Origin of the sequence: Sphingomonas sp. SFZ2018-12 (genome assembly GCF_022496715.1) — a bacterium.
Lineage (GTDB): Bacteria > Pseudomonadota > Alphaproteobacteria > Sphingomonadales > Sphingomonadaceae > Sphingomonas.
Map to the genome: position 1 here is coordinate 1,012,048 of NZ_WTFM01000001.1, position 13,842 is coordinate 1,025,889.

Sequence of the window (13,842 nt, forward strand, 5' to 3'; positions counted from 1 at the left end):
CCAAGCCGGGTTTCCCCTGACGGGTGCGCAAATCCTGCCTGAAGCTGGCCCTGACGGGCTCTCGCTGGCGCAGCCATGACCGGGTGCGTCGGTGTCACGTCAGTCAGGAGGATATCCCATGCACACGTCATTCGCCGATCAACTCGCCGGGCTCGATCTTGCCGGCTTCTCCATCGGTCCTGCTCCCCTATCGACTAGCGATTTCCCGGTCCGGGAGGCGGTCGTCCAAACCCTCGAAGCAGTCTGGTCCGATCTTTTCGCCATGGTGTCCGGGACCGCTCTTGAAGCCGACGCCGAGGATCTTGGCTGGGCCTTCGTCAACATCTTTCACCGCTCGGCGGAACGCAAATCGACGGCCCTTGACCGGGCGACCGACGAGGTCCGCGCGCTGATTGCTACGGCCGATGGATCCGAGGTTCACACCCATGACCTTGAGACCCAGGTCGAGCGGGCGCAGTGCGCCGAAAGCGCGATGCTGGCGCTCGAAGAGATGCGCGAAGTCGCAGCAGCCCTGTACCTCAATGAGTTTGGTTCCTCCTGGAAGCCGGTCTCCAGTTCGCGCTTCAATCACAGCGCCATGATGACTTCTGCGCTCGTCGAAGGGCGCGACTTTCTGCGCGCCCGTGCCGAGGCCAAGCGCCGTGCGGCGGTGCCCGAAGGAACCCCTGTCGTTTTCGCTGGCGGGCGCACCCGTCATGCGAACGAGGACGATGCACTGACCTTCGGCAACAACGTATGGGCAACGCTCGACAAGGTCCGCGACCGCGTGCCCGACATGGTGCTCATCCATGGTGGCGACACCAAGGGCGTCGACCGCCTGGCATCGAGCTGGGCCGAACGGCGCGGCATCCCGCAGGTCACGTTCTCGCTCGACATGCGGCTGGGCGCTCGTGCTGGCTTCAAGCGTAACGAGCGGATGCTCTCCCTCGATCCGCGCTACGTCATCGCCTTTCCGGGCAATGGCGTGCTCGAACGTCTGGTCATCGAAGCCAAGGCCCGGCGGATCACCGTGGTCGATCGGCGCGGGCCCCTTGGCACCAATCCGAAGAGCACTTCGGCAGCCACTGACTGAGGTCATGCCAGTCCTCGCGCCAGCGCCGGGTCGGCGCTGGCGTCGTCCGTCAGAGGAAAGGCGCGCGCCTGTCGTTTGGAGCCAGCGAATGGCCGTTGGCTTCAGTTACCAGGAGGCATTCCATGATCGATATCGAAGCCGTGATGGCCGACTTTGCCGTTCGGCAGGCCGAGCGACAGACCCAGGTGGTCGAAGAGATTCAGCAGCTCAAGACCGTCATTCTCCCGCGCTTGCAGGAAGCCGGAATCGCCCGCGTCGAGATCCGCTTTGACGGCTGCGGCGACAGCGGTGCTGTTGAGGAATGCGCGTGCCTCGATGCCGCTGGTGCCGCGATCGCGTGCCCCGATGTCACCATTCTGGACGACGAAGCAGGCAACTCGGATGGTGACGGTTCCGCGGAGGTGCACTCACTCGGGCAAGCTCTCGAGCAGCTGACCTATCTGGCGCTCGAACGTCACCATCCTGGCTGGGAGATCAACGACGGTGCCTGCGGCGAACTGGTGATCGATGTTGCTGAAGCGACCTTCGTGCTCGACTGCAGCCTGCGCTTCATCGCCACCGATGATCACTCGACCGAGCTCTAGGAGACCCTGCATGGCACATTGTTACTACCACGCCCTCTCGTCGGTCCGGAAATGGGGCGGCACGGTCGATGACTATCTCCCTCTGCACCAGTGGTTCGACCAGTCGAAGGCAATCTTGGCAGACCCACGGCACCGCGCGCTGCGGCACCATGCCGAGGGGATATTCATGCTCGAAACCCTGTTCGGCGAGACCCTCGTCAATGCCGATGGCCGGGTCGTTCCGGTGCGTCTGGTCGGCGAACAGCACGTACGCGAAGACCTGGGCTCGATCCCCTCCTTTGCGGACTGGGCGCGCTTGATCACGCCACAGGCCTGGATGCTCCGCGGCAACCCTCTCGACGGCGCTGAAGGGGTGACGATTGATATGCCTGGCCGCGGTGAAGCAGTTGCGCCCAGGAGCGTGCCACCTGCTCAAGCGGTCGGTACCGTGATCTAAGAGGGGGTTCTCCTGTGGAGGGGCGGGGTGGATGATCCGGCCAAGACCGGAGGGAAACGAGGCAGGGCAGACCTGTTCAAGGCATCCAGCTCCACCCGGCTTCGATGCAAACCTGTCCCTGAATCACCCCCCGTCGAGACGCGCAACCCGGATCAGGTCCGGCCGAGTTGCCGGGCACGATTTTACGCATCGCTGTTGCCGAAAACCGGTTCCCACTTTTCGGCGCGATGCTGCGTGCCCGGCTGCCCGCACCACCCGAACCAGTTCCGGGTTTCCCTTCGGTGCGCTTCGCCATGGGGCGCTTCTGCTCGGGTTTTGCAGCCGGGATGGACCCGGAATGCTCGATCAGGAGAAAGCCCATGACCAATCTCGTTATCCTCGTTGGCCGCATCGCTCGCGACCCCGAGACCCGCACCACCCAGGGCGGAACCAGCATCACATCGATCTCGGTCGTGACCGACCGTCCCGCCCGCAAGGATGGCAAGACCTACAAGGACGAAAACGGCTACACCGCCAAGGACAGCGAATTCCACCGGATCACCTGCTTCAACGGCCTCGGCCAGAACGTCGCCAAGTACTGCACCAAGGGCCAGCTCGTGACGGTCGAAGGGCGCATCCACTACACCCAGTGGGAAGATCAGAGCGGCACCAAGCGCTACGGCTGCGAGATCATCGCCGACAAGGTCGACTTCCTCACCAAGGGCCGCTCCGGCAGCAACGAAGGTGCTGCCGATATCGATGAGGACTGAATGTCCTTGCCTCACGACAAGGCCCCGGTGGCAGACGCCATCGGGGCCTTTTCTTTTGTACGGGTGCGATGCGGCGGCGCGGGGCATCGAACCCCTTGCCGCCGCTGGATGGGCTTTACGCGGGAGCAATCCGCTTCAGCGTTTCCTCGATTCCGAGTGCCATTGCTCCTCGCACGATCTGACGCAGTTGCGCTGGTTCGATCGTCTCGGCGCCGCACTCGATCAGCAGCTTTCCGAGTTCGGTCGCTGCCTCTTCGCGGAGACGAGCCTCCTCGTTCTCGAGTTGAGCACGCTGTTCACGCAGCTTCCTCAGCGCATCGCGTGCAGTAGGTTTGGACCTGGCCATGGTGCTTCCTTCTTGCAGGCCGTTGGTCCCCTCCGCTCCCGATCTTGGCACTGCGGGGGCATGTAGGAAAATGGTTTGTGGGGCAGGCGTCTCGCTTCTGCGCAGGCGTTGGAGAGGTCTCTCTCGCAGAAAGACCAAGTCTGATGCGGGCTTTGGGGCTGCGTCAAGGACGACGGGGCCCCACCATTTTTACCGGGCAAGCCCGGCAAAAATCGTTGCCCCCATCGCCGCTTCGCGGCCGCTATCGCGGTCCCTGACCCAGCCCGTCACCCACATCCTTCGCAGCTCCTGATGCGACGCATCAAACATCAGGAGGAAAGATCATGTACGCTTCACTGAACATTGCCGCTGCTGGTCCCGCCGCCGATCAGGCAGCCTTCGTTGCAGCCCTGGATCAGGCCCATGCCCGGTCCTTTCACAGCTACTTCACACAGTACGTCCTGACCGATGACGAGGCAGGATACATCGCGGTCGATGAAGGAGATTACGGTGCCTTGCCCAAGGCCATGCTGGACCGTGTCATCGACACCGTGCCGGGCCGTCTCAGCGATGAATTCTGACCCGCCGGTTTGGGAGGAAGTCCGTCAGGGCTTCCTCCTTTCTTTTTGCTCGTAAACCGTTTCGGCATCCCTCGGCCGGTACGGAGAGGCGGGTTACCAGCGTCAGTCGGGGGTATCGGGACGGTCGAGATCGGCGAGCCGTTCCGGCATACTCAGAACCTTCATCGCTGCGGCCTCAATGGCTTCTGCCTGTGTCGGGAAAGCCTCGGAAGAACTGATCGACACCCCGTTCGGGTAAGTGACTGTCGCCTGGAAGCCGTTGCCCTTCGGTGTCGCACTCAATGTGACCTGGCCCATGCAGCGCCTCCTTTCGACCCGGAATACTGGCTGCATCATAGGCGTCGATCCCGTCTGTGCCTATCGCGATCCGCAGATCGGCTACTTGCCGAGGACCCTGGGAATGGGGATCGCAAAACGCATCATCCGTTACAGGATCAATAGCCGGTTCCTGTCCTCGCAGTTGGGGACAGTTGGGCACACCCTACGCGACGGGTCGCAGGAAAGGTGGGCAGAAAAAATATGCAATCACAAAGGAATAGATCGAGTTTTGTGAAATGGCAGCTTCTCCGTCAAAAGTGACGGGGGCGAGGGCAGTTATGTGGATTTGACCAAGGCCAGGCCGGAAGTGGCGGAATTCTGCAGCTCTCGATGTTCTTGACATGTTCTTGAATCTGACTTAGCTTCGATCCTGCCTTTCGCAGTGTGAATCGGGCTCCTGACCACAAGGAGTCCGTGCATGACACGGCCAATCTGTCTCCAGGTTTACATCTCCAGCGAGCTCAGCTCGCTGATCCGCAAGGCTGCCAAGGCCAAGGGGATCAGCATGAGCGAGTGGGTTCGCGCCTTGCTCGCCAATGCCTGCACAGAGGACGAGCTTCCCTCGCGGCTCGACGCTTCCATTGAGCGCATTTCCCGCCGCTCGGTGTTCCTGATGGTCGGTGTGGATGCGCTGTTGGCAGGGCACCCCGATCACGCTTTGCGCGGTCGGGCGCACCAGGCTTACGCGCGCAAATGCAAGGAGCTGGGTCTCTCCACCGCTAGCGGCGATGGAGCTTCCGATGAAGCGTAACCTCGTCAATTTCACGCGCGGCAGCCAGCTGCTCGGACACTTCAGCTTCATGTTCGCGGCCGGTCTCAAGGGCCCGTTGATCGTTGCCGCGCTTGTGATCTCATGGACCTCCTGGTGGACCATTTCGGCAGGCCTCACCGATCACGAAGTCTACCTGGTCTGGATGCGGATCTATGCCGCCATCTACGGCTTCATGGAGTTCGATCCTGCCAAACGGATCACCTTGGAGACCGCCTTCGGCGCGACCATCCAGTTTCCGATTGCGCAGCTCGACCACTACCCCCCGGTGGTCCATGCGTGGGAGAAGCTCATGGCGCTTCTGACCAGAGCCTTGTGGCGATCCGGTTTCCTGCTGGTCCCCGCTTTTGCCGTCTTCTACTGGTTCGCCGAGCGGTTCGGTGACCGCTCCAAAGAGCGCAAACATGAGCGCGGCGCGATGCTCGTCACGCTCCCCGAACTCGTCGACGAATTGACCGCACACAACCGGCGCGAGCGCACCCGTGAGCTTGATACCGCGCTGGGCTGGAAATGGCGGCTCAGCCTGCCGCGAGAGATCGCCCGGGTCTTTCCCTATCGGCCATCGCACATCGCCACGGTCTCCTATCCCTGGCGGCTCGAACAAAGCCATGCGATGCTCATTGGCACGACCGGTATGGGCAAGACCGTAGCAATCTCCGACATGATTGCGGAGGCAAGAGCCAAGGGCCAGCGCTGTGTGGTCTTCGATCTGACCGGGGCCTTTATCGAGCACTTCCATGCTGCCCATTGCGACATCATTCTGAACCCGCTCGATGCGCGCTGCCCCCAGTGGAGCCTCTTCGATGAATGCCGTTCCGAAGGTGAGTTCTGGGCCGCTGCGGACGCCCTCGTGCCCCACGACGGGGGCGGTGAAGCCCAGTTCTGGGTGATCGCTGCACGGGCCCTGTTCGTCGAATTCTGCCTCAAACTCGTGGCCGATGGCAGAGCGACCAACGACGCCTTGGCCCGTGAGCTGATGACCGCAGACCTGTCGCGCGTTCATGCCATGATGCGAGGGACGATCGCCGATCCGCTGACCGCGCCGGAAGCTGCCCGCATGGCAGAATCGATCCGGGCCGTTTTCAACGTCAACGCCAAGGCGCTCAAGCTGCTGCCCACTGCCGGTCCTCGTTTCTCGGTGCGTCAGTGGATCGAGGACGGGGCCGATAGCGCCCGAAGTGAAGGCTCGATCCTGTTCATTTCTGCCCGCTATGTCGACATGAGCGTCTGCGCGCAGCTGCTCACGCTCTGGCTCGATACCGCCATGAACATGCTGATGACGATGCCCCGCACCCGCGATCTCAAGTGCTGGTTTTTCGTCGATGAGCTGGGTGCATTGCACCGCCTGCCGGCCCTCGAGAAAGGCTTGCAGACAGCGCGCAATTTCGGCGGCGCGATTGTCCTTGGCCTTCACGCTTATGCCAAGCTCAAGGAGGTCTACGGCGAGAACATGGCGATGACGCTGGCATCGCTCGCCCGGACCAAACTGATCCTTGGAACCGCCGACCGCGAGACCGCCACCTGGTGCTCCGACTTCATCGGCCATCGCCAGGTCAGGGACATGGAGGAGGGCTACACCTATGGCTACAACAATGCCCGCGATGCGGTCAGCCTCACCCCGCGCAAGCACATCGAGCCGCTCTTGCTGCCCGACCAGCTGATGAACCTGCCGCGCCTGTCGGGGTACATCAAGTTCCCTGATGGCTTTCCCGCCGCACCGGTCAAGCTGAAGCCCATCGACCGACCCAAGCGGGCGGAAACCTTCATCGCCAGGGTCAAGGACAGCCCGAAGGCAAGGGTCACGGAGATCCATCCGGCGGCGGAGCAGGCAGAGCAGAAGGCAGCGCCGACAGGAGGTGAGCATCCCTCGTCGAACGACGACGGCGCCGGCAAGCCGGTCGTCCCGAAGCAGGGCGAGCTCGCCTTCGACCAGGGTGCGCGAGCTGCCTCGAAAAAGGAGCCTGAAGCGCCTGCCAAGGATCTTGGGCGAGCAGTGGAACGCACACCCGGCAAGACGTCGAAGGAGCGAGAACCGGCAACTCGTTCCGAGCAAGACAAGGCGGGCAAGGCCAAGACGGACCGGTCGAATACCAGAACCGATGCTCCGCCGCGAAAGGCTGGACCTTCCGCCCGCCCACTTCTCCAGACAGGCGAAGCCGCAGCGGCGCGGGATCAGTCGGCTTCGCCTAAGGGCACGCCTCAGGCCAGCACGCCCGGAACGGAAGGGCTGCAACAGGGCAAGCCGGATAACCCGAAGAGCCAAAGCTCGAGTGATGCTGCCGCGCGCAAGCTGATGATCGAGGATGGTTTGCGGGAGCACGAGCCTCCGCCGATCACTGGTCCGGAACTTGGCGACATGGAGATGTGAGCATGTCGCCAACTGCCTTGGCGTTGGGGACCGATCGATGCTGTCGGTAGCCAATGTCCGCACCGCCGGCGGCGCGGCCAACTACTTCGCTGCCGACAATTACTACACGCGGGCGGATGCCGATCGCTCGGGTGAATGGCTAGGGGAGGGCGCTGCGGCGCTCGCGCTCAAAGGGGCCGTAGACGCGCGGCAGTTCGAGGCAATCCTCAAGGGGATGTTGCCTGACGGAAGCCGCGTCGGCAGTGACAACCGGGCGCACCGGGCGGGGACCGACCTCACCTTTTCGATGCCGAAAAGCTGGTCGGTCCTTTCTCTGGTCGGCGGCGACAAACGGATCCTCGATGCCTATGCGTCGGCCGTCCGGGAAACCCTGCGCTGGGCCGAAAAGAACCTTGCCGAGACCCGGATGGAGGTTCGCGGAAAGGAGCGTACCGTCCAGACCGGCAACCTTGCGATCGCGCTCTTCCAGCACGATACCAATCGCAACCAGGAGCCCAACGCCCACTTCCATGCCGTCATTGCCAATGTGACGAGAGGGGCCGACGGCAAATGGCGGGCGCTGCGCAATGACAAGCTCTGGCAGCACAATACCTTGCTCAATGCGATGACGATGGCGCGATTTCGCCTGAGCGTCGAGAAGCTCGGCTACGAGGTCGGCGAGTTCGGCAAGCATGGCAATTTCGAGGCCGTAGGTGTGCCCAAGGCGGTCCGCGATGCCTTCAGTTCCCGGCGAGCGGAAATCCTGGAAGCGGCCGCCCAGATGAATTTCTCAGGGCCAGGCGTGCTCGATGCTGCAACCTTGATGACCCGGGCCGACAAAGGGCGGATCGAAGATCGCGATGCGCTGACGCAGCAGTGGCAGGACGCGTCCGTGAGGCTGGGTTTTGATCCCGCCGCGGTGATTGCAAGAGCCAATGCTCGCAGTGTGCAGGATCTTGGCAATGTGACCGGCTTGAGGCCAACGATGCGCGCGCTTGTCCGCAATGTTCAGGACCTTGCAACCTCCTTTGCCGAGCGCCTTGGCCTGCGCGAAGGTGACCCACTGATACCTGCCCGGCTGAGTAATCGCAGTGTCGAGCAGGTCGCCGCAATTCATGCAGTCGCCTCGGCTGTGCGGCATCTGGGCGAGCGGGAGGCGGCTTTCACCCGGGCCGAGATCTACCGCGCAGCGCTTGGCTTTGCGCTCCCGACTTCACTTGCAGACATCGAGCAGCGCGTCGACCAGCTGCTGCGACAGGGACATCTGGAGAAGGGCAGGGGTGCCGACCGGGAACTGCTGACGACACGCGACGCTATAAGCCTCGAACGGCGCATCATTGCCGCGGTCGAAGACGGGCGCGGGACTGCGCCGGCGATTGTTTCTCCCGACCTTGCCGGCTCCCGTCTGCAGGCCCTGTCCCAGATCAAATACGGCCTAACCTTGAACGCCGGACAGGAAGGGGCAGGGCGTTTGCTGCTTGGCTCGAACAACCGCATCGTCGCGATCCAGGGCGTCGCGGGGGCAGGCAAGAGCACGGTCCTCAAACCTGTCGCAGATATCCTGCGCGAGGAGGGCAGAGCCGTGCTCGGGCTCGCGGTGCAGAACACGCTGGTCCAGATGCTCGAGCGCGATACAGGTATTCCCTCGATGACGGTCTCGCGGTTCCTCGCCCGGCACCGCGATCTCCTCGAAGGGGCCGATGCGGACCGTCTCGCCGAGGCGCGGGCTGAGATGCGCGGCAGTGTTGTGCTGCTCGACGAGGCATCGATGGTTGGCAATGCCGACAAGGAAAAGCTGGTTCGGCTGGCAAACCTGCTCGAACTCGGCCGCTTTGCCAGCATTGGCGACCGCAAGCAGTTGGGTGCCGTCGATGCCGGAAAGCCGTTCGATGTGATGCAGCAGGCCGGGATCGAGACGGCGGTAATGAGCACCAATCTCCGCGCACGGACAGAGGGCCTTCGAGATGCACAACAGGCAGCGCAAGAGGGGCGCATCGAGGATGCCATGCGCCATTTAGCACCCCAAGTGATCGAGGTGGGGAATGACGTTGCTGTCGAAGCCGCAGCAGCCTGGCTGTCGCTCTCGACCGCCGAGCGCGAAGCAACCGCGATCTATGCCTCAGGCCGAAACTTGCGCAGTGCCGTGAACGAGGCTGTGCAGACCGGCCTCAAATCCAGCGGGGAGCTCGGTCCTGACACCATGCGGCTCCAGACCATGTCCCGCGTCAATGTAACCCGCGAGGAGCTGCGCTATGCGAGCACCTATGCCCCCGGCATGGTGGTCGATGTAGCGCGGCGTCAGCGCACCCAGGGCCTCCCAGCAGGCGAATACCGGGTGGTCGGAACCGATGTGGCGCGCGAGCGAGTCACGCTGGAAAACGAGCGTGGCCGCCAGTTCGAGTTTCGTCCCGGTCAGATCCGGCCGCAAGGTGAGCAGGATCCGCTGCGCCTGTTCGAAGTTCGCGCCCTCGACATTTACACTGGCGACAAGATCCGGTGGACCGAGACCGATCACCAGCGGGGCCTGCTCAATGCCGACCAGGCCCGGATTGTCGCAGTCGACAAAGAGACTGTCGTGGTGAAGACATCCTTGGGCGCAGAGCACAGGCTGGAGCAGGGCGACCCGATGCTGCGACGTCTTGATCTTGCCTATGCGCTCAATGCCCATATGGCGCAGGGGCTGACCTCCGATCGCGGCATTGCGGTCATGGACAGCCGCGAGCGCAATCTGGCCAACCAGCAGACGTTCCTGGTGACAGTTACACGGCTGCGCGATGGTCTCACGCTTTATGTCGATAATGCTCGCAAGCTCGAAGCGGCGGTCGAGCGCAATGCCGGCATGAAACGTTCGGCGCTGGAAACGGTCGATCTCCTCCGCGATGCGGCAGCCAAAGGTCAGGCCAAGGATCGTGTGGTTCCTGCACCGGAACGCAAGCCGCCAGAGCTTGACCGGTCGATCACCAAGCCGTTCGAAATCGGCATCTAGCGTCCCGCTGTCCCCATGCGTCAGCACATGACCGGTTGACGTAAAGTTCTTTATTTGTTCTCATTGGCCCATGCCCCGAATCTCCGACGATATCCTTCTTACCCATCTCGAAGTCGCGCTGGCTGTTGCGCCGGAGCACACGCTCGTCCGGCTCAATGCCGATGATCCACGCGCCCAGCGCAGCGCCAGGGTCGATCTTGCTCGTCATCTGGTCGAACGCATGCGCGGCTTCACCATCGAAGGCGACAGCCAGGGCGGCCCGGCCGCGCAGTCGTGTTTGTTTCCGGGCGATCTCTCGCCGATCGGATGAACTTACAGGTCTTGTCGATGAGGTTTACTGGAGTGGTCGATCTTGGGCGTTGGAGCTCAGTTGGACAATCCGCTGGGCGATAGCCTGCCATGTCCGAATGCCTGCCTCATCGCCAGCAAGTGCGAGAGCCCCAATCTGTTCGGCGACGTGCAAGGCTGCCTTGTCTGCATGGGTTTGCAGGACATGGTTGGCGCAGGCCCAGAGCTCCCAGTCGCTCAGCATCAGCCAAGCACGCTGACGACCCCGCCAACCGTCGCGTAGAGACCGTAGGCGACGAAGGCTGCGGCAAGAAGGAATTCGAGCCGGAGTTTGAATGCAGTCGGTCGAGGCTTTCCGGCAGGCCATATCTGGTCGCAGGCAAATCCGTTGAACCCTGAACGCTCCCCGACCACTTCGACGCGGGCGCCGATGAATTTCCGTACCTGGCGGGTGTTGTCGAGTTCCCAAGTCCCGCCACCGTCAGTTCGCAGCACTGGTCCGTTGGCCGCCCATTCGACGATGCCGGTCAGATGCGTGGTGCTGCTCACCGGCAAGCCGGGCCTTTCCAGTAGCGATCCCAGCGCAGGACCTTGCCGGTCTTGATCATGGCGCATGACAGATCGGCACCTGACGGCAGACGGCACCAGGCAGCGGTCCTGTTTCCGCCTGCGGACCCCTCAGAGCGGCATGTCAGCCGCGGACCTCTGACCACCACATGACCGGTCGAAATTGTTCCCTTCGCGCCACCCATCAGCTGTACAAGGGCGTCGCGCGCTTCAATTGCCGTGGCATTCGGGCAGGGCTGATTGGTGCGGCAGGTGCCGTCCATTTCCCGGGCCGCGATGCCGGCGATCCGCAGGTGAGGGCCTTCCGCACACCAGACCGGACCGTCTCCATCCCAGACATGAGTCGGTGTGCAGGTAAAGGTCTGTCCGGAAGCGACGATCGAAGCGGCAAGGAGGGCAAGCATCAGAGAACCACCTTAGAGCGCCCGTCCGAACCAGAGAACCCGTCCGACGATATTGAGCGTGCGTTTCTCGAGGCCGCGCCAGCTTGGATAGGCCGGGTTGTCGCTCAGAACCGACGCCCGCTTGCCCTGCGGTTCGAGGGCAATGCGCTTTACGCTCAACATGTCGTCCATCCGCAGGACATAGATCCCGTCTCTCAGCCGCGACTGGCCATCCCCGAGATCGACCATAACCTCGTCGCCATCGTGGAGGGTGGGCTCCATGGAGTCCCCATGGACCGCGATAATCGAGAGGCTCGATGCCTTGCTCGCGGTCAGTCGGCGAAGCCACTTCTCGTCGAAGCCGAACTGCGCGGATTTGGCTTCCATTTCGGCCAGAGCGCCATGGCCGGCCGATGCCTCGACATTGAGCAAAGGCACATGGACCAGTTCGACCACCGGGCCTGAGCGGCGGGCAGGGGCTCCAAGAACCTTCTCATCGACCCCGAAAAATCGCGCCAGAACCGAGCGGTCCTGCTCGTCCAGCTGCCTCGGGCTGCCGCGCCGAATATACTGCTGGATGTAAGCGGCATTGCGCCCCAACAGGCGCGAAACTGAGGAGTAATTCACCCCTCGTTGCTGGATCAGTTCGTCCAGGGCTCTCCGTGCGTCGTCCATGACTGCCAGTCCTATCGCGGGCACCTAGGAAAATCGATCCTAGACTCTAGGAAGCCTTCCTAGTAAGAACATAACAAGAACGCAAGCTTAAAGCGAGTCTATGGTGATGGAGCTACTGGAGCAGATCGAGGCATATCTGGCGCAAACAAGGACGTCGCCGAGCACCTTCGGTCGGCACGTCGTGGCAGATCCTCGCTTCGTTCACGACCTTCGGGACGGGCGCAGGCCGCGCCACAAGACCTGCCAGAAGGTGTCGGAATTTCTTGCTAGCTCAGAGACAGTTAGCCGCAGGTAGATTAGCCAAACCGGGGCCAGCAGCTTTCCGAATCTCGTTGCGTCGCCATCAAGCATCCACTACGCTTACCCATACAGAAACTGGTTTAGCCCAGTTTCTTGGGGGATCTGGGGATGGACAACGATTCGGGATTGCGACGCGGGGTGGAGAGCCGCCTCGAATTCATCGAATTCAGGCTCTTCTGGGAAGGGCATGTCAACCGCAGTGACCTGATTGACGTTTTCGGCGTTTCGATCAACCAGGCTTCGACGGATCTGAACAGATATCTTGGCCTCGCTGAAGCCAACATGGTCTACGACAAGAGCGCCAGGACTTACGTTCGTAGCTCGTCGTTCACCCCCGTCTTCCACCAGCCCGACGCAGCCCAATATCTCTCCCAGCTCAGATCGCTCTCGGATGGAATCATTGCCGCCGACGATAGCTGGATCGGGGGCTTGCCGAGTTTCGCCTGTGCCCCGACTCCCGCCCGGGGTGTCTCGCCCAAAATTCTGAGGGCCATCGTGACGGCGATCAAGCGGCACGAGGCGATCGAAGCCTTCTACCAATCGATGTCTTCCCCTGAGCCTGCTTGGCGGTGGATCGAACCTCATGCCTTGGTGTTTGACGGCTTCAGGTGGCATGCTCGCGCGCATTGCCCACGAAGTAGCGCCTTCAAAGACTTTGTTCTCTCGCGCATCACCGATACGCGCTCATCGAAGCCGGCAGATGCTAGGCCTTCGGGCGATAGCGAATGGGAAGAGCAGGTTGAGCTCCAGATCGCGCCTCATCCCGAATTGAGTGCCGGTCAGCGCAAGGCGATCGAGCTCGATTACGGAATGGAAAGGGGCGTGACGACCATCCCGGTCCGAAGGGCTCTCCTCTACTACGCACTGAAGCGCCTTGGATTAGACACCGATCCGGCAGCACGTAGACCCCAGGACCAGCAGATTGTGCTCTTGAACGCGGCCGAAATTCGTTCGGGAAGGCATGGCGATGGCGTGTCTCAGCCAGAGGGACCGCAATATGCTTGAGCGGTTGCAACAGCTTGCTGAAGATGCAGCGACATTGAAAAGTAAGCTGATCCTTGTTGTCGCGAATAGTGCAGGCGGAAAAACAGAGATCCTGTCGCGCCTTGCCGAGAGCGAAGGCATGCCCTTGATCAATGTTGGGACGCAGTTGTCGCGCAAGCTGCTCCCAATTCCGTCGCTTCAGCGTAGTTCTGAAGTTATGCCGTTGCTTCGGAAACTGATCGATGAGACTGGTTCTCAAAAGTGCGTGATCTTCGACAATATCGAAATTCTTTTCGAGGAAGATCTTCGCATTGCCCCTGTTGATGTCTTAAAAAAGCTTGCCCACGCTCGCCCCATAGTGGCGGCATGGCCTGGTCGTTTTCAAGAGGGCCGACTGACCTATGCCCGCACCGGGCATCGTGAACACTGCGAGGTGCCAATCGATGGTGCCGTCGTATTCGAGTTGAATTGAGCGTTG

At 62.0% G+C, this 13,842-nt stretch carries 17 protein-coding genes; 11 read left to right on the plus strand and 6 right to left on the minus strand.

Annotated elements, in window-relative coordinates:
* Nucleotides 1–118: 118 nt before the first annotated feature.
* The 4 genes from GO308_RS04670 (at nt 119) to GO308_RS04685 (ending at nt 2,841) form a co-directional block, all read left to right on the plus strand.
* Nucleotides 119–1,072, plus strand: a complete 954-nt coding sequence (locus GO308_RS04670; protein WP_240884110.1) for a DUF2493 domain-containing protein — start codon at nt 119–121, stop codon at nt 1,070–1,072.
* Nucleotides 1,073–1,194: 122 nt separating this feature from the next.
* On the plus strand, nt 1,195–1,656 hold the full coding sequence (locus GO308_RS04675) for a DUF6878 family protein (RefSeq protein WP_240884111.1): 462 nt from the start codon (nt 1,195–1,197) through the stop codon (nt 1,654–1,656).
* Between the two features lie 10 nt (nt 1,657–1,666).
* Complete coding sequence (locus GO308_RS04680) at nt 1,667–2,092, plus strand: hypothetical protein (protein ID WP_240884113.1); 426 nt, start codon at nt 1,667–1,669, stop codon at nt 2,090–2,092.
* Between the two features lie 359 nt (nt 2,093–2,451).
* Nucleotides 2,452–2,841 carry a single-stranded DNA-binding protein gene (locus GO308_RS04685; RefSeq protein WP_240885200.1) on the plus strand — a complete coding sequence of 130 codons (390 nt, stop codon included), beginning with the start codon at nt 2,452–2,454 and terminating at the stop codon, nt 2,839–2,841.
* A gap of 115 nt (nt 2,842–2,956) precedes the next feature.
* Here GO308_RS04685 and GO308_RS04690 read toward each other — a convergent pair whose 3' ends face one another.
* Complete coding sequence (locus GO308_RS04690; RefSeq protein ID WP_231467505.1) at nt 2,957–3,187, minus strand: DUF6437 family protein; 231 nt, start codon at nt 3,185–3,187, stop codon at nt 2,957–2,959.
* 323 nt (nt 3,188–3,510) lie between these two features.
* Here GO308_RS04690 and GO308_RS04695 point away from each other — a divergent pair, with 323 nt between their 5' ends.
* Nucleotides 3,511–3,747 carry a hypothetical protein gene (locus GO308_RS04695; protein WP_007688359.1) on the plus strand — a complete coding sequence of 79 codons (237 nt, stop codon included), beginning with the start codon at nt 3,511–3,513 and terminating at the stop codon, nt 3,745–3,747.
* Between the two features lie 102 nt (nt 3,748–3,849).
* Here the strand turns inward: GO308_RS04695 and GO308_RS04700 are convergent, their stop codons facing one another.
* Nucleotides 3,850–4,044 carry a hypothetical protein gene (locus GO308_RS04700; protein WP_240884115.1) on the minus strand — a complete coding sequence of 65 codons (195 nt, stop codon included), beginning with the start codon at nt 4,042–4,044 and terminating at the stop codon, nt 3,850–3,852.
* Between the two features lie 439 nt (nt 4,045–4,483).
* On the opposite strand from GO308_RS04700, the gene GO308_RS04705 reads away from it, so the two are divergent.
* The 4 genes from GO308_RS04705 to GO308_RS04720 all read left to right on the plus strand — a co-directional run bounded on the left by GO308_RS04705 (nt 4,484) and on the right by GO308_RS04720 (nt 10,477).
* On the plus strand, nt 4,484–4,816 hold the full coding sequence (locus GO308_RS04705; protein WP_240884117.1) for a hypothetical protein: 333 nt from the start codon (nt 4,484–4,486) through the stop codon (nt 4,814–4,816).
* On the plus strand, nt 4,806–7,202 hold the full coding sequence (locus GO308_RS04710; protein ID WP_240884119.1) for a type IV secretion system DNA-binding domain-containing protein: 2,397 nt from the start codon (nt 4,806–4,808) through the stop codon (nt 7,200–7,202). The genes GO308_RS04705 and GO308_RS04710 overlap by 11 nt, the downstream gene beginning before the upstream one ends.
* Before the next feature lie 37 nt (nt 7,203–7,239).
* Nucleotides 7,240–10,167, plus strand: a complete 2,928-nt coding sequence (gene mobF, locus GO308_RS04715) for a MobF family relaxase (protein WP_240884132.1) — start codon at nt 7,240–7,242, stop codon at nt 10,165–10,167.
* Between the two features lie 70 nt (nt 10,168–10,237).
* Nucleotides 10,238–10,477, plus strand: coding sequence for a hypothetical protein (locus GO308_RS04720; protein ID WP_202084600.1), 240 nt, complete (start codon nt 10,238–10,240; stop codon nt 10,475–10,477).
* Between the two features lie 24 nt (nt 10,478–10,501).
* Here the strand turns inward: GO308_RS04720 and GO308_RS04725 are convergent, their stop codons facing one another.
* Genes GO308_RS04725 through GO308_RS04740 form a run of 4 tightly spaced genes read right to left on the minus strand, consistent with a single transcriptional unit; the run spans nt 10,502 to nt 12,080 of the window.
* Nucleotides 10,502–10,699 (minus strand): hypothetical protein, encoded by a 198-nt coding sequence (locus GO308_RS04725; protein WP_230190499.1) that lies wholly within the window; start codon nt 10,697–10,699, stop codon nt 10,502–10,504.
* Nucleotides 10,699–11,004 (minus strand): DUF5818 domain-containing protein, encoded by a 306-nt coding sequence (locus GO308_RS04730; protein ID WP_073977409.1) that lies wholly within the window; start codon nt 11,002–11,004, stop codon nt 10,699–10,701. The genes GO308_RS04725 and GO308_RS04730 overlap by 1 nt, the downstream gene beginning before the upstream one ends.
* Entirely contained in the window at nt 11,001–11,426 is a 426-nt protein-coding gene (locus GO308_RS04735) for a hypothetical protein (protein WP_081096462.1), read from the minus strand. Before GO308_RS04735 ends, GO308_RS04730 begins: the two co-directional genes overlap by 4 nt.
* Before the next feature lie 12 nt (nt 11,427–11,438).
* On the minus strand, nt 11,439–12,080 hold the full coding sequence (locus GO308_RS04740) for a S24 family peptidase (RefSeq protein WP_007688341.1): 642 nt from the start codon (nt 12,078–12,080) through the stop codon (nt 11,439–11,441).
* Nucleotides 12,081–12,488: 408 nt separating this feature from the next.
* Between GO308_RS04740 and GO308_RS04745 the strand changes: the two genes are divergently transcribed.
* Both GO308_RS04745 and brxF read left to right on the plus strand, forming a co-directional pair.
* On the plus strand, nt 12,489–13,385 hold the full coding sequence (locus tag GO308_RS04745; RefSeq protein WP_240884134.1) for a WYL domain-containing protein: 897 nt from the start codon (nt 12,489–12,491) through the stop codon (nt 13,383–13,385).
* Nucleotides 13,378–13,836 carry a BREX-3 system P-loop-containing protein BrxF gene (gene brxF / locus GO308_RS04750; RefSeq protein WP_240884135.1) on the plus strand — a complete coding sequence of 153 codons (459 nt, stop codon included), beginning with the start codon at nt 13,378–13,380 and terminating at the stop codon, nt 13,834–13,836. The genes GO308_RS04745 and brxF overlap by 8 nt, the downstream gene beginning before the upstream one ends.
* Nucleotides 13,837–13,842 lie beyond the last annotated feature (6 nt).